We start from the raw sequence: 20,443 nt of genomic DNA, 5'->3' as shown, positions 1-20,443 counted from the left end.
CGTATGTATCGCTATATCATAGTATTCGTCATTCTATTTCAAAGTTACACGGCCTGGGCAGATGGACTAAATCAGCTTGACCTTGCAGGTGAGTGGAAAGTTCGGCTTGATCCCGAAGATGTCGGTATTGAGCAGGGCTGGGCTGGTAAATCGTTCGAAACATCGATCAAATTACCAGGAACAACAGATGATGCGGGTTTAGGAGCCTTAAATACGTTGACACCTGCTCTTGCCAAACCTCAACTTTCGCATTTAACGCGAGCACATCGTTATGTGGGAGCAGCATGGTATACACGGGAACTTTCAATTCCGGCAGGTTGGGCTGGTAAGGAGATGATCTTAACCCTCGAGCGTGTTCTTTGGGAGTCCATGATTTGGATCGACGGGGTAGCAGTGGTCCAAAAGCAACGTAGCCTTGTCAGTCCGCATGAGTTTGACTTAAGCTCACTTCTGAAAGCTGGGAAGAAACATCGGTTGACAATTCGCGTAGATAACAGAAAAAAACTCCCCATCAGCGTTGATGATATGGCGCATGCTTATACCGATCACACCCAAATTATTTGGAATGGTATTCTTGGAAAGATTGCTATTCAGGCCTATGATGCGGTGCGTCTGAAGTCGGTGTATGCTAGCCCTAATCTAGCGAAGAAGGAAATCAATCTGCAGATCAATCTCCGAAACAAACTAGCAAAGGGCGTTGTGGGTAAACTGAAAATAGCGGTAAAAGACAACATGGGTTCCCTACCACCAGTTGAAAAAACTATTCAGCTCTCGCGGGGGGATTCAACGATCAACCTAAGCTACCTTCTTGGGGATAGACTGAAACTTTGGAGCGAATTTTCGCCGCATTTGTACGACATCGGTGTGGAGTTGAAAGCTGCAGATGCCGTATCAACATTGCGTACCTCAATAGGTATGCGTGAGCTTTCTACTGATGGGACAATGCTAAAAGTCAATGGTGAGCCTTTATTTTTGAGAGGAACATTAGAATGCAGTATTTTCCCGTTAACAGGACATCCGCCAATGGATAAGGCCGGTTGGCGGAAAGTCTTTCGGACAGCGCGCGAATGGGGACTAAATCATCTGCGGTTTCATTCATGGTGTCCTCCGGAGGCGGCCTTTGCTGTTGCCGACGAATTGGGTTTCTATCTTCAGATTGAGTTGCCGATCTGGGAGAATAATATTGGTAAAGATGAGGGCGTGATGAATTTTCTATATGAAGAGGCCGATCGAATAATAGAGACCTATGGAAATCATCCATCCTTTTGCTTTTGGAGTATGGGGAATGAATTGAGTGGTGATTTCAACGCGCTGAATGCTTTAGTAAAACACCTAAAGGAGAAAGACAGACGGCATCTTTATACGGCAACTTCTTTTACATTCCAGCAAGGGCATGGTGTGAAGGAAGAACCCTATGATGATTATCTGATCACCCAGTGGACAGCCAGGGGCTGGGTGCGGGGACAAGGTATATTTAATAGTGAAGCACCTACCTTTAATAAAAATTATAGCAATGCTTTGGAAGGAATTTCGATTCCGGTCGTGACGCATGAAATTGGACAATATGCTGTCTATCCCAATCTCGCCGAAATCAAAAAATATCAAGGTGTTCTAAAACCGCTAAACTTCATTTCTGTAGCAGAAGATCTGAAACAAAAGGGATTATTACATAAGGCCAAAGCATATACGATGTCCTCAGGAAAATTGGCTGCTATTCTATATAAGGAGGAGATGGAAAGAGCATTGAAGACACCCGGTATCAGCGGTTATCAGCTCCTTGATCTTCATGATTTCCCAGGTCAGGGAACGGCGCTGGTAGGATTATTAGATGCTTTTTGGGACAGTAAAGATATACTTCCTGCGGCCGAATTTCGACAATTTAGCGCTCCTGTAGTGCCTTTGCTCCAGTTTGCGAAAGCTGTATATACCAACAATGAAACGTTCGAAGCTTCTATCGATGTGAGTAATTATGGTCAGGCGGTTTTGAAGAATCAGGGGATTAGCTGGTTCCTGAAGGATGGGGGAAAAATAATCGCACAAGGACATTTTCAGTCGACCATTGAAAAGGGGCATCAAGGCCATGTGGGACATTTTGAGGTACCATTACAAGCAATTGGACGGGCGAAGAAATTGACAATTCAACTTAAACTGGAAGGTACATCCTATGAAAATCATTGGAATATTTGGGTATACCCTCAACAGGTCGCAGTTGATTTTGGGGAAGTGAGCTATACGCGCGAACTGGCGGAAGCAATGCGCTTACTGAAAGAAGGGAAAAAGGTGCTTTTAAATCCCGATTGGAAGAAAATAGACGGCATTGAAGGAAAGTTCGTTCCTGTTTTTTGGAGCCCAGTACATTTTCCAAAACAGGCCGGTACCATGGGCCTACTTTGTGACCCTAAACACCCTGTATTTGCCGATTTCCCAACAGATAATCACACAGACTGGCAATGGTGGGATCTCCAAATTAAATCGACTACGCTAATTACGGATCAGATCAAAGGCGGGAATGCAGTTGTAGAGCTCATTGATAACTTTGCTAATAATAGGAGATTAGCCTCTCTTTTTGAAGGGACAGTCGGAGCTGGCAAACTGATGATTGCTTCGTTTGATCTGGAGGCAGATCTAGCCAACAGACCCGTGGCGAAACAGCTGTTAGGCTCTATCTTAACGTATATGAACAGTACAAAGTTTAGGCCCAAAGTAATCGAAAATCCAGCTATGCTATCGCAGGTATTGCGCTACAAAGAAGCACAGGAAAAATCCGAACCTAAAGCGATCTATTAACGATAAGATCGCTTTGGGAAAATTTAACATGCTTGATTTTTTAAAATAAATATGTAGAAATAATTGTTAACTTGGCCTTGTAATCTAATTGTTACCTGAAAAGCACAATGACCAATAAACTGAAGATTGGGAGCTTTAGTTATGAGAAAAGAAAATGATGAAGCCAATTTGATCCAAGCGCTCTCTATAGGGAAGCAGGCTGTTTTACCAAAACTTTACGAACGATATGCAGACCGCATTTTCGATGTATCTTTCCACTTGCTGAAAGATACAGGTTGGAGCGAGGATGTTGTGCAGGAAGTTTTCGTGAAACTGTGGACCAATAGAGAAACTATAAAACAGGATGTGGATCTCTGGCCGTTCCTTTACGTATTGACAAAAAGAGAGTGTTTCAATAAACTAAGAAGCATCAAACGTTCTCATTCGGCGTTTGAGCTTCTATATTACCATATTGAACATCATTCGGATAGGGCCGATGGTTTAATAGAACGAAAGGAACTTGCCGATGAAATTGAAAATTACCTTGCTCAACTACCTGAACAACAAAAACTCGTTTTTACATTAAGCCGAATTGAAGGAATACCCCACAATCAAATTGCAGCGGAACTCAATCTTTCTAAAAACACGGTAAAAAACCATCTTGCCAGAGCATCGAAACATTTAAAACAAGTCCGTTCTGGACGAAATCCGCTATTATCCTTATTTTTCTATTTTTTCTGAAAAGGATTTCATGGATTGATGGAATCCTCCTAACTGGTTATCGATATGCTAAACAGTTGGACTGAAGTTCCATTGAAAATTTTATACCTATAACAATTTCATAAGGATCTAAAAAAAAATAAAAAAAATATTTCTTCGTGTAGTCCTTTTCTGTTTTTGCGGTGTACTGAAATAAATACTTAGAAAGTACGAACCAATTTGACCATGCAAGAAGAAAGACTACGCTATTTGCTAACCCATTATTTTAGGAATACAATCTCTCGTTCGGAATTGAAAGAGATGCTCGATAAATTGGATCAGCTGGAAGAAGCTGAATTCTCCGATCTTTTTGAACGTATGGGCGAAAGAGTTCCTGAACGTTCGGAGCTGTTTAACAGGGATCAGGTTTTAAATCAGATCTCAAGTCGAATAGGCGGACATCATAAAGAGATGGGGGACGGAAAAAAATCAAAGCTGCGTTACATCAGATTGGGGGGGATCGCGGCCGCAATTGTTGTCTTTTGTTTTTCAATTCTGTTTCTGGTCCAACAAAGCGCGAAGCAAACAACTTTTCAACAAGCCGTCTCACCAAGGGAAATCGCCTTGCCAGAAAACGGTGCGCCTATACTTAAACTTTCCAATGGTGATCAATATTCAATTTCAGAAGATCACCCTGAAACCTTGGACAAAAACGGTCTGAGCATCGTTAAGGCAACTGATGGCACAGTAGTATATCAAGTTAAAAATAATGGCGAGGGCAGGTCCGAGCTGAGAACTTTCCTGAGCCCAAAAGGTAGCGCATTGACCGTGAAGTTGGTTGATGGCACGCAAGTTCAACTAAACTCGGGCGCGAGCTTGACCTATCCGACACATTTTGCTGAACATACCCGAACGGTATTCTTGGATGGTGAAGCCTATTTTGATGTCACCCATGACAGTAGTAAACCTTTTATTGTTCAGACGAAACAAACCCAGGTCAAAGTATTGGGAACGCAATTCAATATTGCCTCTGATCTCAGCAAAACTAAAATCCTGACCACTTTAATCAAAGGTAAGGTTGCTGTAAGTGCGGGGCATAATCAGCAGATTTTAAGTCCTGGAATGCAGGCACAAACCAATCTGCTTACGAAACAAATTGCTGTACAGGAAGCCGACCTAAAGGAGGTTCTCGCTTGGCGGGATGGCTTCTTCCGCTTCACAGAAGATAATATTGAGACTGTCTTGCAAAAAGTGGGCGAATGGTATGATATCAAAGAAGTGAAGGTGAATTCATCGTCCACCGATAAATTTACGGGGATGATAAAGCGGACCAAAAAGCTCTCGGATTTACTCCGGCAGCTGGAAAAAATATCCAATTATAAATTTAAAATTCAGGATGGGAGGGTCCTTGTTATGTAACAATGAGACTTTGAGCTAAAAGTAATCGGAAGTGCTCGCAACACTCCCGATCGTAGTTTAGCAATTAAATAAACCTAATTGAGTTATAAACCATTTAACACCAAACCTATACAAATGTATAAAAGGAATAGCAAAAGTTGCTTTTTTACACAAAAATTCTTTGTAAAAGCATTTATCAGGATGAAAGTATGCATACTAATCCTCATCATCTCCATGGTGCATGTTCATGCATCTAGCTTTGGTCAACAAGTGACATTGGATATAAAAAATGGACGTTTGGTGGACGTCCTGGATGAGATTCAAAAACAAACGGGGTACGAGTTTTTGTACAATAACAGTTTGATTAACAAACAAAAAAGAGTGACCATTAAAGCAAATCACAAAAACTTTAAAGAGGTCCTACAAGAGTTTCTGTCGGAAAGAAACCTGACTTACGAATTGAATCTGAACACGGTATTGATTATGGCCAAAGTGGGTTCTCCGCAAGTTGCTTCCAGCACCGCGGTGTTCTTGCAGCGGCGTAGAATAACAGGGGTTGTGTCTGATAGTAAGGGAGCGCCATTGGAAAGTGTTACGGTTGCGGTTAAGGGGACAACTATTGGAACGAAGACCGATGCGCAGGGGCAATTTGCCTTGGAAATTGAAGATCAGCATAAGGTGCTGCAGTTTTCGCTCGTAGGATTTCAGTCGTTTGAGCGGAATATTAGTGCGTCAAATCAGCTGAAGATCACTTTGGAGCCTGCGGTAAGCGATCTGGAGGAAGCTGTAGTTGTTGCTTATGGAAAGCAACGTAAAATCAGCGTAGTGGGTGCAATTAGTAGCGTTTCCCCGCAACAGTTAAAAACTCCCGTTGCTAAGATCAGCAGCGCATTGGCGGGACAGATGGCAGGCGTTGTTACGGTTCAAGGTTCGGGAGAGCCCGGCTCTGCAACGTCATTTTGGATACGTGGGGTGAGCAGTTTTGCAGGTGGGACCGGTCCACTGGTATTGGTGGACGGGATCGAACGTCCCATGGACCTCGTAGACCCCGAGGATGTCGAGTCATTCTCTGTCTTGAAAGATGCAACTGCCACAGCCGTGTATGGCGTAAGAGGAGCAAATGGTATTGTGATCATTACAACAAAAAGGGGAAAGAAAAGTGTTAAACCGAGTATCAATGCACGTGTTGAGCGCGGTATGTTGGAACCTGTTGTCCTACCGAAATTGGCAAATGCTGCTCAATGGTTAGATTATTATAACGATATCAATTTTGAAGCTTCTGGAAAAGCCCCATTGACACAAGAAGAGATAAATAAATATGTGAATAAAGTAGATCCAGATGTCTATCCAAATGTGGATTGGATGCAAGAGATCTTTAAAAAGAGAACATCAAATGAACGTTTGAATGTAAATGTGACTGGAGGAGGAGATTTTATTAAATATTACGTGTCGGGTTCTTATATGAAAGAGAACGGTATCTTTCAGCCTCGAAAGACATCGAATTATGATCCATCTGTGAATTTTGACCGGATTAATTTTAGATCGAATGTTGATATTAGACTGTCTCGATCGACTGAAGTAAACCTAAACCTCTCCAATCAATACGAAACAAAAAACCGATTAGGTGTAAATTTGGGTGATATGTATGATATTGTGCTCCACACCACACCAGTGGCAACACCTACCCAATTTTCAAATGGCGCCTATGCACAGCCACAAGGAGGACAAAATCCCTATTATTCGCTCAATACCACTGGATTTTCGAAGGATTTCTGGAATAATGCGCAGTCGTTGATTGGTATCACGCAAGATTTTTCGGAGTTGATAACTCCCGGTTTAAAAGCGAATGTTAAGTTTTCCTGGGATGCAAAGAACTCTTCGACATTAGACAAAAGAAAGGCACCAACCACCTATTATGTTGACAAAACAAAACCGCGGGACAGCGAAGGGAATCTTATTTTAAAAGATAACGGTAATGGCAGCGATTATCTTGCTTTAGCCGACTATCATTCGGGAGAGCGTGCGACTAATTTTGAAAGTTCCCTGATGTATGACCAGTTGTTTGGTGACAAGCATCGCGTCGGAGGACTATTTTTATTCTCCATGCGCGAGCGGACAAATAACTTTCCAGAACGGGATTATATCGCAGCATTCCCCTATCGCAATACGGGGATTGCTTCACGTTTGACCTATTCCTACCAGGACCGTTACTTTATCGAAGGTAACTTTGGCTACAATGGATCTGAGAACTTTGCGCCAAAGAAACGTTTTGGTTTCTTTCCTTCCTTGGCTATGGGCTATGTTATTAGTAATGAAGCGTTCTTTAAGTCGCTATTGCCTGTCGTTAACTTTCTGAAAATTCGGGGGTCAATTGGTCGGATTGGTAGCGATAAAATCGGTGGTTCACGTCGATTTGCTTACAATTCAGAAATGAAGCTCGATGGAGGCTATTCTTTCGGCATTGGTGGCAAAAATTATCTTCAGGGTATAGCAACCGGTTATCCGGGGAATCCACTGGTTGCCTGGGAAAGTGCATTAAAGCGTAACATCGGGCTTGAGTTAAGCCTTTTCAACAAATTGACCATACAGGCCGATTATTTTGCGGAGAAACGTGATGGAATTTACATTCTTCAGGAAAGTGTGCCTTCCATCGTGGGAATTAATGTAAAACCCTATGTTAATATTGGACAGATGCAAAATAAAGGGGCCGAAGGATCCTTGGAATTTAATCATCGCCAGGGGGAAGTCGGCATACAGGTCCGGGGTAATCTAACTTACAATCGAAATAAAAAATTATTTGATGACAAGCCAATTCCAAGATGGGCATATCAGTCTGAAATAGGACAACGTTGGGGACAGCAGCGCGGATTAATTGCTTTGGGGCTGTTTGAGTCAGAAGAGGAAATCGCGCATAGCCCGATTCAACGCTATGGCGATGTGATACGTCCCGGTGATGTAAAATATCGGGACATCAATGGAGACGGCGAAATTACAGAAGAAGATAAAGTAGCGATAGGTGATACAGATATGCCGCAATGGAATTATGGATTTGGCGCCAGTGTATCTTGGAAGGGATTTGATCTATCGGCTTTTTTCCATGGAGTCGGACAAATATCCCGGATTATAGCGGGAGGACCTCTATATGGTCAGACTGGCAACATCTGGGGCTATGGACAGATCTATTCGGATGTCGCTGATCACCGCTGGAGTGCAGACAACCCTAATCCAAATGCAACTTATCCACGGCTCTCATTTAATATTGCCAATAACTCTCAAGCTTCCACTTTATGGCAACGCGATATGAGCTTTATTCGTTTGAAGAATCTAGAATTGGGCTATACGTTGCCAAAGCAGCTCACGGAAAAATGGAAAATGTCAATCGTGCGTATTTATGCACAAGGCGTAAATGTGTTCACATTCAGTAAGTTCAAGTTGTGGGATCCTGAATTGGAAACAGTTTCAGGAAGCAGCTATCCTCAAATGCGTGTATTTAATGTTGGTTTAAGTGTAACACTTTAATCTGAAAGATAATGATGAAAAAGTATATATACTCGATTTCCTGCCTATTACTGGTATTTTCCCTCGGGGCATGTAGCAAATATCTCGACGTGGATCTAGAAAATCAAATGACTTTAGAAGAGGTTTTTAATAAACGGAAAACCACGGAACAGTATCTGGCTCAGGTGTATGGCTATTTGCCTATAGAACATGATATGTTCAATGGTGAAGGCGGAAATGTTCCGCTGAGTGATGAAGCCTTATTTTCATGGGTAGCCTGGGTTCCATGGCTTAACTTTGCGAATGGGGCATGGGGCGTGACAACCCAGGATTATACAACTTGGGAACAGAATTATAAAGGGATTAATCAGGCAACCATTTTCATTGAAAATATTGATAGAAATGTGGAATTGAGTGCTGCTACTAAAGATATTATGAAAGCCGAAGCCCGTTTTTTAAGAGCCTATTTTTATTATCTGCTTTTAAAAAGATATGGACCTGTATTTGTATGGGGCGATCGTGCTCCCGATAGTAAAATTGATCCAACAACAGTTGATCGTATGTCTTTGCAGACAAATGTGGATTTCATAGTTTCTGAATTTGATAAAGCAAGTGCCGTATTGCCACAGGAAATAACTGATCAAGCCTGGTATGGTCGATTGACAAAAGGGGCTGTGATGGCCGCAAAATCTGAATTACTGCTGTATATGGCTAGGCCGCTATTTAACGGAGCGAAACTTTATATAGGAATAAGGAATAAAAGCGGTGAATTCTTATTTCCACAAACCGCAGATCCCAATAAATGGGAGCTTGCGGCCAAATCTGCCAAGGCGTTGATTGATCTGAATGTGTATGCACTTTACCAAGATAACAAAGAGACGAACTCTTTTCGACGTGCAATTAAATCCTACATGGGTATTTATTTTGATAAGTGGAATTCGGAGATTATTTGGGGAAGATGGTCTGATGACGGCTTCAATTATAACGTCCGTACGGCTCCACCGCGAGTTGTGACGATGGGCTGGGGCGGTTATGCACCTTCGCTAAAACTGGTCGACAGCTATCCGATGGCAAGTTCAGGACGCTACCCGATTACAGGTTACAGTAGCAATGGACAGCCTATAATTGATGAAAAATCAGGATACCAAGAAACGGGATTTACAGATAACTATGTACATCCGTTAGACAATTTTGCCTCCTTTAAGGCGCACAACAGTTGTGTCGGAAGGGATGCACGTTTCTACGCATCCATTTTGGCAAATGGAATGTATTGGACCAATCCAAAACCTCAACCCAGACAGGTGACATTCTTTGACGGCGGAACATCTTCTTATACGAAAACAGGGGACTGCGTAAAGTCAGGTTACTTGTGGCGGAGAATGAGTGATCCAACAAATGATATCGAAGCAGGTAACTGGGGGCAGTTTGCATGGCCATATTATCGTTTGGCTGAGATCTATCTAAACTACGCGGAGGCTTGCAATGAAAAAACTGCTCGTGATGAAGTGGAGGCGTTAAAATATATCAACCTGGTACGTAAACGGAGCGGCTTGAACGACTTGGAAGTTGCTTATCCAGAGGTTCGGGGAAATAAAGAACTCCTGCGGGTATTGCTGCGAAAAGAAAGAATGGTCGAATTGGCATTTGAAGGCCATCGTTACCCCGATCTGAGAACCTGGATGATTGCAGAGGAAGAAATGAATGAGCCCTATTATACCCGTAATGTTGCCGCAACTTCTTATGAATCCTCTTGGGAACGGACCAAAGATGTTTTTCCTGGAAAGCGAAGTTTTCAGGCCAAACATTATTTCTTCCCGATACAGCAAAAGCAACTGAGCGAGATGATCAACATTACACAGAACTATGGATGGTAGTACTTATTAAACAATACTGAAAATGATGAGAAATTATATATCCTATTGTGTTCTCCTGTTGACACTTTTCCTGATGAATGGATGTCAAAAGGATGATCGAATGAACAACATGGTCGACGACACCATTTATTTCAGAGACTTCAAAGAGAATAAAATAACGGTATTTGACTGGGGAAAATTTGATTATAATGTAACTGTTGTTAAGGCTGGAATTGGACAACAGGAAGCAAAGATAAACTTCAAGATTGACGAAGCGTACCTAGCAGCCTATAACGCGCAGCAAGGGACAAATTATAAGCTGCTTCCCACTGATTGCTATAAAATTGCAAATACAACACTAGCCTTTGAAAAAAAGGATTATCTGCAGGATATCGCAATTGCTTTTGATACTGAGCGCATAAAAGTGTTGCAAGGAAAATATAAGGAATTATATGTGCTTCCTTGCCGCATTGAAGCAGAGGGTGGGGTGTTGCATGCACTGAAACCTGAAATGGCAACGACATTGTTGATTCCTAACGTTAAAGACCCATTTTTGGAATTCACTTCACCGGGTCTGCAGCTTGATCAGATCAAACTGAGCCCCACAGGAGCTGAACAGGTCGTAGGAAAAGCGACATTGGTCACCAATTATCCCAATCAATGGAATCTTGACTATGAAATTGAAGTGGATCCCGTGATTTTGGATAATTACAACGGAACGGTATCAGACGATAAGAAGTTGAAATTACTACCAAAAGCGGCCTATCAGCTTTTACCCGCGCCTTATAAAATTGCTGAAAAGGAGAATAAAACGAGTTTTTCATACACTATTCTGAAAAAAGGACTTATTGATGGAACAACCAATTTATTTGGGGAGTATGCGTTGCCTTTACGGATTAAGTCTGTTTCAAAAAATGGTATTAACCCTGATGCTTCCACAATATTGGTTCCAGTGTCCTTTCAACCGCCGGATATCCCCCGTAGTGGCTGGAAAGTAATTGCGGCTTCTTCCGAATGGATTGGCGGAGGTGAAAAGGAAAATATATTGGACGGGAACCCCGATACCTACTGGCATAATGTCTGGATGGGAGGAGAACCCCCATTACCGCATTATGTCATAATAGATTTTGGAAAGGAATATAATGTGATGATGATTGAATTAACAAGAAGGTTATGGAATAATGACTTAAAAGTCGTTGAGTTTTCGACTAGTAATGACAATAAAACATATGTTCCAATAGGGAAGATTGATTTCGGAACAAACAGTCCCAAATCGACTTTGGCCGTGAATGTTCCGACGACAAAAGCCCGTTATTTAAAATGTACGGTAACAGCAAGTAATCGTCCGCCTTCATCTGCTATAGCAGAAGTATATGTCAAAGGATTATAAAATACATCCGAAATTAGCTATAATACAACATCAAGTATAGTCTAATATACAATTTGGCAGATCTGAAAGTCACTCCATTTTCCGGAGTGACTTTTTTGCTTGAAGTGCGACGGTGCTTAATGGCGTAAACCGGAAGTTTCTACTTTCCTTATGCTGGTTTGCTGTTTAGCGAAGCTGAGCTGACCTACTTCGCACAGGGGATGCGACTTGGAAATTTTGAAGAGAAAGGCCACTAGATTAGGTTGTATCCTTTTGAAGGGGATAACACTGGATATGTACTACGCTTTTCAGGAGGCTAGGGAACATAAATGGTATAGGCTTTAAATAAAAAAAGCGACTCTTTTGAAGTCGCTTTTTGTAGCCCGTAGGGGAATCGAACCCCTGTTTCAAGAATGAAAATCTTGCGTCCTAACCCCTAGACGAACGGGCCATATCGTTTTCGATGATGCAAATATAGAAGCTTTTTCAAAAAGCGCAAAAAAAAAGTGCTGTCTGTGTGCTAATTCATTGAAATTGAGAAAAATTATTTTTTTAAAGAACCTATTCTACAGCGTAAGCGAGCATATATTCATTGAACTTCTCGTAATGCACGTCATATAGATGTGTATGTTGATCGCTGTGGAGTTCGAGTTTTAATATGCCCTGCACCTGATAGTCGAATGGTTGTATGGTCATGTTATTCAAGAAGGAGACACCTGCATTTCCCTGAAGTTTATAAATCGCTTCTTTAGCACACCAGCAGGCATAAAGCTGCTCATATCGGTTCTCATCCTGTGCGATGAATGCAAGCTCCGCAGGTTTTAAAAACTTATGTTGGATGCGCTCTACTTTTGTTTTAATGATTTCCATGTCGATACCCACCTCTCCTTTTGTACTGATCATAGCTGCGGCATAATCAAATGAGTGTGAAAGTGAAATTTTTTGGGGGAAATTGGCGAGAAAAGGCTTGCCATTTGCATCAGATGGACAATCTATATAACGGGATGTGTTTAATAAGGTGCGCAACAGCACACGGGTGGCAAGCCAATGTAACCGTCTTTTCCCTTTATTGAAAGACCCTAATTTCGCTTTTTCACGTTCATCCAATTGAAGTTTCGACAGTAAATCGTCGTCCGATTCCTCAATTCGCCAAATTGCAAATTTGGTTTGGCTATCAATTTCACGTAGATACACTAGACTCATACCCAAATTTAAAAAACAAATCGCAGATTTTTGTTTTGAAAAATGAAGTAAAATTAGTGGGAGAACTGTATTTTTGAATTTGTATAGCGTGGCCTGATGCTTTTGCTATTTTGATACACATGATTTTATCTGATAAAAGAATTCTCGAAGAGATTGAAAATGGCAGCATTGTCATTCAACCATTTGATCGTAAATGTTTAGGAACAAATTCCTACGATGTGCATTTGGGGAAATATTTGGCAACGTATGCAGACCGTGTACTTGATGCCAAGAAGCACAATGAAATTCAGCATTTTGAAATCCCGGAAGAAGGTTTCGTCTTGGAGCCCAACACCCTTTATTTAGGTGTTACGCAAGAGTATACCGAAACACATAAGCATGTTCCTTTTTTAGAGGGCAAATCGAGTACTGGTCGCTTAGGGATAGATATCCATGCAACTGCAGGAAAGGGCGATGTCGGTTTCTGTAATACCTGGACCTTGGAAATTTCGGTTGCTCAGCCTGTTCGGGTTTACGCAGGAATGCCAATTGGACAATTGATCTATTTTGCTGTAGAAGGCGATATCGAGACATTTTATAACACCAAAGGCAATGCAAAATACAATGGCAAGACCATCCGTCCGGTGGAGTCGATGATGTGGAAGAATAACTTCTAATGAAAACGGTCGGATGGATTGTATTAGCGACGCTATTGATTGCGCTCATCAGTAGCGTGCTTTATTATTTTGTTCATCCAATGTTTGGTGGAAGTTTCAAGGGAGCTCGGCTTGAACGTATGAAACAGTCCCCCAATTTTAAAAATGGTATTTTTCATAACCTCGAAGTAACGCCATCGTTGAAAGGCGATGTGAATATGGTCTCTTTGTTGTGGGATTTCCTTTTCAACAAGAATCCCCACTTAAAACCGATCAGTGTATTGCCCGCTATGGAATGCGATTTAGCACATCTTCCCGCAGATGATGTGCTGATTTGGTTTGGTCACTCCTCCTATCTATTGAAGTTAGATGGAAAATTAATAGTGGTAGATCCAGTATTCAGCTCAAATGCTTCTCCCATACCAGGTAGCAATAAAGCATTTAAGATGTCGGTCGACTATGCGGCGATGGTTTTTCCGAAAATTGACTATTTGTTTATCTCGCATGATCATTACGATCATCTGGACTATGAGACTGTTGTGAAATTGCGGGATAAAGTCGGTCAGGTGATCTGTGGTCTCGGAGTAGGGGCGCATTTTGAATCTTGGGGATACAAGTCCGATCAGATCATCGAGGGGGATTGGTATGACCAGGTAAAACTGGCGCCCGATTTTCAAGTAACCTTCACCCCCGCAAGGCACTTTTCGGGACGTAGATTTACACGGAATAATACCTTGTGGACATCCTTTGTGTTAAAAACCGCTAAGTACAGCATTTTCTTGGGGGGAGATAGCGGGTATGGTAAGCACTTCAAAACAATAGGTGACCAATTTGGTCCTTTTGATTTAGCGATCTTGGAAAATGGACAGTATAATGACGCCTGGCATTATATACATTCGTTACCTGATGAATGGGCTGCTGAAACGAAGGATCTGAAAGCCCAAGCTGTTTTGCCCGTTCATTCTTCGAAATTCGCGTTGGCGATGCACGATTGGAAAGAGCCCATGGAGAAATTTTACGAGACGGCGAACAAAGAACAGATCACACTGCTTACGCCAAAAATAGGGGAAATGATTCATTTGAATAAATTAGATACCGTATACGCCCCTTGGTGGCGGGAAGTTAACTAAGGATCTATTTATTTTTTTCCTCGATCCATAAAGACATATATTTCGTGCTCTGCATCGTGTGGTGCAATAATATCTGACTAATAAAGTTTTGTTGACGATGCCTGTCAATCTGTACTTTTAATAAAGATAGATTAGTCATAAAATCGGACTGATACTTTCGTTTTTCATAACGTTCGTTGATAATACGGATACCATGTTCTTGGGCCGTTTTCCAAAGATCTTCATTTTCGTAGAGCTCAACAGTCTTTCGGCAGAACGTTTCGGGATCGTCTTCGATAAATCCATTCCAGTCCAAATTGCCCTTCATGGCTTCTGCACCAACTTTCGTGGTGACAGCTGGTGTACCTGTTTGCATGGCGTCGATAAACTTCCCTTTCACACCGGCACCAAATTGTATTGGAGCCACCAGTAGACGGTAACTTTCCATGGTTAGACGAGCAGATTCCGCTCGGCCCTTGATCAGGAAATTCTCTTTTGGGTTGTTTAACTGAAGTACTTTTTGGGTTGCGTAGGCGCCATAAATGTGTAATTCCACTTTGGGGAGCATCCTCCGTAATTGCGGCCAGATTTGTGTTTTTAGGTATTGTACCGTATGCCAGTTGGGCTCATGAATAAAATTTCCAATAAATAATAAGTTCTTGCGCTCTTCGAAGGTGTTCCATTGCTCCACATCTGCAGCAGTGATCTCATCTTCAAGAAAAGGGAGATAATAAAGAATATCGGGTGAAATGCGAAATTCTTCGATAAGAATCTTCATTTCGGATTCGGAAATGATCAACGAGAGGTCACTGCGCAATATCGCGGCAATTTCCCGTTTGGCCGTATCGGTAAATAACGCTTGAAAGGAAAAATCACCGTTATTTTTGACAGATGTCTGTCTCGCCTGACGCAAAAAATGCAAATCTTCCGTGTCAAGTACGCGGAGTGCATCTGGACAATGCTGTGCAACACGCCAACCATATTGCTCCTCTACCATAAAGCGGTCAAATACAACAATGTCGGGCTTAAGCTGAGCAATAAATTCATCAAAGCTATTGCTATTCAGCACGATGGCCTGTTCCCGGATCCCGAGAGATTGTAAAGGTGCACTATACGGCGATTTGGCAGCAGCAGAAGCAAATGTAATCTGATAAGAGCGATTAACAAACGTCTCAATTAATTGCATCATACGGAAGCCCGCTGCTGAAGATGTTGGCTCTGGCCATACCAGTCCGATGAACAAAACCTTTTTCTCTTTCATGCCGGAAAATTACTGATTAATGTGAAAAGAATTGACGAAAAATTAACAATTAGTCATTTTCAAACGATTAGCTTTATTTCGTGTTTATACTATATCTCAAGGTTATTCATCATTAAACGATTATATGGCCAAAACTATTGCGCAACGGATTCGACATTTTTCACCAAAGACCTATTGGAAGGAACTAATAGCTGTTTTGGTTATTTTGTTGGCCTTTGTATTTTTTAGAAATGAACGAAAAGAGCTTGCTGCCATCATTCCACATTTGCGTGCGGCCAATCTAACCTGGGTTTTGGTCGGCGTTGGAATTACTCTCGTCTATATTGTACTTCAGGGATTGATGTATGTGCAGAGTTTTAAAGCGATAGGCCTTTCTATTAATCTGAGAATCGCTATTGATCTTTTCCTGAAGCGAAATTTACTCAGTGTGTTTCTGCCTGCGGGTGGGATTAGTTCTTTGGCATATACAACAACGCAGTTGCGAAAAAGAAATTTGAATACGACGCAAATTCATCAAGCAGGGGCGCTGTATGGCTATGTCGGACTATTGACGGTCTTTCTGATCGGAGTACCTGTTATATTGTATACGATTTGGCACAATAAAAATTTTGGTGATGCCTGGATCTCATTGGTGGTTTTGGGGCTGCTTCTGGGTGTCGTATTTTGGCTCGTTTGGTCTTTTAGAACACACAAAGGCATCTATCGCTGGGTTGAACTAAAATTTCCTGCTGTAGCCTCTAATATCGATGAAATATTTTCAGGAGAGGTCAAGCTAAAATATTTGTTGGGTACCATGCTGGCATCGATGGTCGTTGAATGCTGCGGTATTGCCCATGCTTTTGTAAGTATGTATGCCCTTGGTTTGGACCACTCTTTCGAGGCTGCGGCTATTGCCTATACTGTTTCGGTGGTATTGATGATTGTTTCTCCTTTTCTACGGGGACTTGGGGCCGTAGAGTTGACTATGCTGTATATTTTTAAAGCCTACGGCTACTCGCAGGCAGAAGGATTGGGCATTACAATTCTCTATCGGGCATTCGAATTTTGGCTACCTTTAGTACTGGGGCTTCTGGCTTTTGCATGGCGTGGGAAGCAATTGCTGGCACGTATTGGCCCAGCGCTGCTTATCTTCTTCTTGGGCATGGTAAATCTCGTATCTGTATTGACGCCTCCTTTGGCCGACCGGATGAAACTTGATCGTTTCTATTTGCCTTTAGAAGCAATTCACGCTTCCAAATTTATGGTGTTAGTGTTGGGCTTAGGGCTGTTGGTAACCTCGGCTTACTTGATCAAAGGTTTCCGAATTGCGTTTTGGATCGCCGTAGTGTTTAGCGCATTGTCGCTTTTTGGGCACGTGTTTAAGGCATTGGACTATGAAGAAGCTTCGGTTGCTTTATTGACCTTGATTTTACTGGCCATGAGCTATAAGCAATATCGGATCAAGAGTAATATTCGTTGGGTGCGAATTGGGTTTATCACATTTTTTGTCGCTCTCCTAGCCATATGCCTTTTTGACGTAATGAGCTTCTACTTCATTGATAAACAGCATTTCGGTGTTGACTTCACCTGGCGACAATCCATCTATCATACAGCACGGAGTTTCCTCTTGTTTGCCGATGATGAATTGATGCCCCAAACTGTTTTTGGTCAAGAATTTCTGCGGATCACCCAGGTACTTGGACTTTTTTGCTGGTTTCTCCTAATCTATGCGTTAGCCCGCCCCCGTCTCTTGGCAGATGAAGACTCCAGTCATTCTGAATTGGAACGTGCAGAACAATTATTGCGCGAATTTGGACAGTCTCCCATGGATTTCTTTAAATTGGGAAAAGATAAGAGTCTGTTCTTCTCCGAAGTATCCGAGGGATTTACCGCCTATCGCTTGGCCAATGAATTTGCCATTGTATTGGATGAACCTGTCTGTGAACAGGGGGATAAGGAAGAGCTAGTCGAGGAATTTGATCAATATTGTTATGCCAATGGATTAAAGGCCATTTATTACCGCGTTGACGAAAATAGTTTGGTTCATTTTTCATCCCTGCGCAAGCAAAAGATCACCATTGGACAAGAGGCGGTATTGGAACTCGATACATTTAAGTTGGAGGGCAAAGACCGTAAGTCTTTGCGTAACGGGCTGAATGCGATTCAAAAAAAGGGTTTTGCTACGGAAGTTTTGAAGGCACCGCAAAAGAAAGAAGTTATAGCCGAATTGAAAGTGATATCTGATGAATGGTTGAGCGCATTTGATAAAAAAGAAATGGTTTTTTCGCAAGGGATGTTTGATGAAAATGAGCTTATTTTGCAAGATATCATTGTACTGAAAAATGAGCAGAATACTATCGTAGCCTTTCTGAATATTATTCCCGATTATGCCAAAGATGAGTGCACCTATGATATGATCCGGAAGTCGCTTGACGCGCCGGGCGGAAGTATGGACGCATTGATTGTCGAGCTTATTGCGTATGCTAAGGCTCAAAAATACGTCTATTTAAATTTGGGCATGGTACCAATGACGGGGTTGGGGGCGACAGATAGTCCCGCAGAAAAGATTATGAAATTTGCCTCAACACGATTGGGCAACTTTAAACATTATCATAGCCTGCGCGACTTTAAAGAGAAGTATGCGACATTTTGGGAAAATAAATACCTTATATTTGATAACGATTTTGATCTCATACAACTTCCTGTAGCACTGGTCAAAGTGATGAAACCGAACGAATAGCTTCATGTAGATGCTGTACAGATGAAAAAAATAGCTACCTTATTAATAATTGCTGGCATGGCGTTTCATGCGTTTGCACAACAGCGTTTGATTGACATGAAATATTGGAACAATAAAGCTGCATTACCTTTGGTTCTCTATCTGAGTGGCGATGGTGGATTTAATTCATTCTCTAACAAGCTTTGTGAGCTGATTGCTGGAGTAGGATATACTGTGGCAGCGATCGATTCGAAAACCTATTTCTGGAAGAAGAAAAGCCCGAGTGAGATTGCTGCCGATGTTTCGAATACACTGAAAAACGTACTCTTAGCACGGCAAAATATGCATCTTTTTGTAGTGGGGTATTCATTTGGCGCAGACGCGGTTCCTTTTATTATTAATCGCCTGGATCCCGTCATTAAGAAGAACCTCAAGAGTGTTGTCCTGCTGGAACCATCTGTGTCAACAGATTTGGAGATTCATATAGCGGATATTTTGGGTCGGAGTAATACAAAACGGAGTCTGGACGTGATCGCGGAAATCAATCGAATGGGTGCAGTCAAAACGGGCGTTATTCTTGGTGATGATGAAGCTGATTTCCCGATACAGAAGATAACACTTAAGAATTTCACAAAGAAATACCTGTCCGGCGGGCATCATTTTAGTGGCAATGCAGACCAGGTCGCGAAGAATACTGTTGCACTCTTTTAGCCGAGGAGCCTAGTATAACTTTGTTGATGGTCAGATCAAGTAAGCGACCAAATAGACAGCTCTTTATTTTTTTGTGATCCAGGGTATGGTGCGGTATCATTTTCTTATCCTAGATCAAATAATTCAGGGAAAGAAGGTGTTACTTTTGAATGACTTATAAAATAGATAAAAATGGAATTAGGAATAGGAATGTTTGGCGACTCGAGGATAGATCCTGTTACAGGTCAAATCCAGGCAGCACAAGATAGAATGAAAGAAATTATTGAAGAGATCAAGCTTATGGATCAAGTAGGATTGGATTTCTTTGGAATAGGGGAGCATCACCGTGCAGATTATGCGGTTGCAGCACCCGAAATTATCTTGGCGGCGGCTTCTACCGTTACTAAAAATATTAAATTGGGAAGTGCAGTTTCGGTATTAAGTTCTGCCGATCCGGTTAAATTATTTCAGGATTTTGCGGCTGTCGATCTTTTATCCGATGGACGTGCTGAGCTGATGGCTGGAAGAGGATCCTTCATTGAATCCTTCCCTTTATTTGGTTATGATCTAAAAGATTATTCCGAGTTGTTTGAGGAAAAACTAGAGCTTTTGCTTCGATTGAACAAGCAAAATCCGATAACTTGGCGTGGAAATTTTAGAGCGCCGTTAATTAATCAAGAGGTCTTTCCTCGGCCTAAAAATGGATCATTGCCGATTTGGGTTGCCGTAGGTGGTACAACATCTTCTGTTATCCGTGCCGGAAAGCTGGGTTTACCGGTCATGTTCGCCATCATCGGCGGGATGTATGAAAGCTTCGATCATTTATTTGAAATGTATCGTCAGGCTTATGAAGATAATGGACACGATATGGCTAACTTTCAGGTTGGGGTACATATGCATGCGTTCTTTGGCGACAACAGCGCTCAGGTAGCAGATTATTACTATCCGATTTATTCGGCCCAGATGGATCGTATCGGTGCAAGTCGTGGATGGCCGCCATATCAACGGACTCAATATGACTTCGGAAGGTCTTCGAGAGGGCACCTCATTGTTGGGGATGCTGCTTATGCCGTGGATAAAATATTGCAAATACAGGAAAAATTTGGATTGACACGTTTCTCTGCACATATGGATGTGGGGGCACCTGGGCATAAAGAAATGCTGCGTTCTATAGAGATTTTTGGTGAGAAAATAGCACCTGAAATTCGAAAGGCTCTTCATAAAGATGCCTAAAGAGCGATTATCATTTTTTTAACGCTGAGAT

The 20,443-nt window shown here is 41.9% G+C and carries 13 protein-coding genes and 1 tRNA gene; 11 read left to right on the top strand and 3 right to left on the bottom strand.

From position 1 onward, the window contains the following. Positions 1–3 precede the first annotated feature (3 nt). From AAH582_RS24085 to AAH582_RS24060, 6 genes are all read left to right on the top strand, one after another. A complete protein-coding gene (locus AAH582_RS24085) occupies positions 4–2,787 on the top strand; it encodes a sugar-binding domain-containing protein (RefSeq protein ID WP_343320806.1) in 2,784 nt (927 codons plus the stop codon). 141 nt (positions 2,788–2,928) lie between these two features. Next, positions 2,929–3,507, top strand: a complete 579-nt coding sequence (locus AAH582_RS24080) for an RNA polymerase sigma factor (RefSeq protein ID WP_336830601.1) — start codon at positions 2,929–2,931, stop codon at positions 3,505–3,507. Between the two features lie 204 nt (positions 3,508–3,711). After that, positions 3,712–4,884, top strand: coding sequence for a FecR family protein (locus AAH582_RS24075; protein ID WP_343320805.1), 1,173 nt, complete (start codon positions 3,712–3,714; stop codon positions 4,882–4,884). A 180-nt stretch (positions 4,885–5,064) separates the two neighbouring features. Next, entirely contained in the window at positions 5,065–8,382 is a 3,318-nt protein-coding gene (locus AAH582_RS24070) for a TonB-dependent receptor (protein ID WP_343320804.1), read from the top strand. An 11-nt stretch (positions 8,383–8,393) separates the two neighbouring features. Continuing rightward, a complete protein-coding gene (locus AAH582_RS24065; RefSeq protein ID WP_343320803.1) occupies positions 8,394–10,235 on the top strand; it encodes a RagB/SusD family nutrient uptake outer membrane protein in 1,842 nt (613 codons plus the stop codon). A gap of 22 nt (positions 10,236–10,257) precedes the next feature. Further along, a complete protein-coding gene (locus AAH582_RS24060; RefSeq protein ID WP_286834679.1) occupies positions 10,258–11,604 on the top strand; it encodes a BT_3987 domain-containing protein in 1,347 nt (448 codons plus the stop codon). 358 nt (positions 11,605–11,962) lie between these two features. Here AAH582_RS24060 and AAH582_RS24055 read toward each other — a convergent pair. Together AAH582_RS24055 and AAH582_RS24050 are read right to left on the bottom strand one after the other, a co-directional pair. Further along, positions 11,963–12,034: transfer RNA gene (locus tag AAH582_RS24055), tRNA-Glu, on the bottom strand. Positions 12,035–12,144: 110 nt separating this feature from the next. Then, complete coding sequence (locus AAH582_RS24050) at positions 12,145–12,786, bottom strand: 4'-phosphopantetheinyl transferase family protein (protein ID WP_343320802.1); 642 nt, start codon at positions 12,784–12,786, stop codon at positions 12,145–12,147. Positions 12,787–12,905: 119 nt separating this feature from the next. On the opposite strand from AAH582_RS24050, the gene dcd reads away from it, so the two are divergent. Together dcd and AAH582_RS24040 are read left to right on the top strand one after the other, a co-directional pair. Next, a complete protein-coding gene (gene dcd, locus AAH582_RS24045) occupies positions 12,906–13,442 on the top strand; it encodes a dCTP deaminase (RefSeq protein ID WP_046673098.1) in 537 nt (178 codons plus the stop codon). Then, entirely contained in the window at positions 13,442–14,551 is a 1,110-nt protein-coding gene (locus AAH582_RS24040) for an MBL fold metallo-hydrolase (protein WP_343320801.1), read from the top strand. Before dcd ends, AAH582_RS24040 begins: the two co-directional genes overlap by 1 nt. Before the next feature lie 4 nt (positions 14,552–14,555). Here AAH582_RS24040 and AAH582_RS24035 read toward each other — a convergent pair whose 3' ends face one another. Further along, positions 14,556–15,791, bottom strand: a complete 1,236-nt coding sequence (locus tag AAH582_RS24035; protein ID WP_046673099.1) for a glycosyltransferase — start codon at positions 15,789–15,791, stop codon at positions 14,556–14,558. A gap of 124 nt (positions 15,792–15,915) precedes the next feature. Here AAH582_RS24035 and AAH582_RS24030 point away from each other — a divergent pair, with 124 nt between their 5' ends. The 3 genes from AAH582_RS24030 (at position 15,916) to AAH582_RS24020 (ending at position 20,412) form a co-directional block, all read left to right on the top strand. Beyond that, positions 15,916–18,510 carry a phosphatidylglycerol lysyltransferase domain-containing protein gene (locus tag AAH582_RS24030; RefSeq protein ID WP_343320800.1) on the top strand — a complete coding sequence of 865 codons (2,595 nt, stop codon included), beginning with the start codon at positions 15,916–15,918 and terminating at the stop codon, positions 18,508–18,510. 21 nt (positions 18,511–18,531) lie between these two features. Next, the gene (locus AAH582_RS24025) at positions 18,532–19,200 is read left to right on the top strand and encodes an AcvB/VirJ family lysyl-phosphatidylglycerol hydrolase (protein ID WP_286752806.1); all 669 of its coding nucleotides are present in this window, start codon (positions 18,532–18,534) and stop codon (positions 19,198–19,200) included. 171 nt (positions 19,201–19,371) lie between these two features. Continuing rightward, a complete protein-coding gene (locus AAH582_RS24020; RefSeq protein WP_046673101.1) occupies positions 19,372–20,412 on the top strand; it encodes an Atu2307/SP_0267 family LLM class monooxygenase in 1,041 nt (346 codons plus the stop codon). The last annotated feature ends 31 nt before the right edge of the window (positions 20,413–20,443 follow it).

The sequence above is a fragment of the Sphingobacterium multivorum genome (assembly GCF_039511225.1).
GTDB lineage: Bacteria > Bacteroidota > Bacteroidia > Sphingobacteriales > Sphingobacteriaceae > Sphingobacterium.
Note: the sequence above shows the minus strand (reverse complement) of the source record. Positions and strands in the feature narration are given on the sequence as shown.

What these genes read in the sequence shown, in the direction of transcription:
- AAH582_RS24085 (WP_343320806.1), top strand. Translation starts at nt 4, where the DNA reads ATGTATCGCTATATCATAGTATTCGTCATTCTATTTCAAAGTTACACG.
- AAH582_RS24020 (WP_046673101.1), top strand. Translation starts at nt 19,372, where the DNA reads ATGGAATTAGGAATAGGAATGTTTGGCGACTCGAGGATAGATCCTGTT.
- AAH582_RS24060 (WP_286834679.1), top strand. Translation starts at nt 10,258, where the DNA reads ATGATGAGAAATTATATATCCTATTGTGTTCTCCTGTTGACACTTTTC.
- AAH582_RS24080 (WP_336830601.1), top strand. Translation starts at nt 2,929, where the DNA reads ATGAGAAAAGAAAATGATGAAGCCAATTTGATCCAAGCGCTCTCTATA.
- AAH582_RS24025 (WP_286752806.1), top strand. Translation starts at nt 18,532, where the DNA reads ATGAAAAAAATAGCTACCTTATTAATAATTGCTGGCATGGCGTTTCAT.
- AAH582_RS24050 (WP_343320802.1), bottom strand. Translation starts at nt 12,786, where the DNA reads ATGAGTCTAGTGTATCTACGTGAAATTGATAGCCAAACCAAATTTGCA.
- dcd (WP_046673098.1), top strand. Translation starts at nt 12,906, where the DNA reads ATGATTTTATCTGATAAAAGAATTCTCGAAGAGATTGAAAATGGCAGC.
- AAH582_RS24030 (WP_343320800.1), top strand. Translation starts at nt 15,916, where the DNA reads ATGGCCAAAACTATTGCGCAACGGATTCGACATTTTTCACCAAAGACC.
- AAH582_RS24040 (WP_343320801.1), top strand. Translation starts at nt 13,442, where the DNA reads ATGAAAACGGTCGGATGGATTGTATTAGCGACGCTATTGATTGCGCTC.
- AAH582_RS24035 (WP_046673099.1), bottom strand. Translation starts at nt 15,791, where the DNA reads ATGAAAGAGAAAAAGGTTTTGTTCATCGGACTGGTATGGCCAGAGCCA.
- AAH582_RS24070 (WP_343320804.1), top strand. Translation starts at nt 5,065, where the DNA reads ATGAAAGTATGCATACTAATCCTCATCATCTCCATGGTGCATGTTCAT.
- AAH582_RS24075 (WP_343320805.1), top strand. Translation starts at nt 3,712, where the DNA reads ATGCAAGAAGAAAGACTACGCTATTTGCTAACCCATTATTTTAGGAAT.
- AAH582_RS24065 (WP_343320803.1), top strand. Translation starts at nt 8,394, where the DNA reads ATGATGAAAAAGTATATATACTCGATTTCCTGCCTATTACTGGTATTT.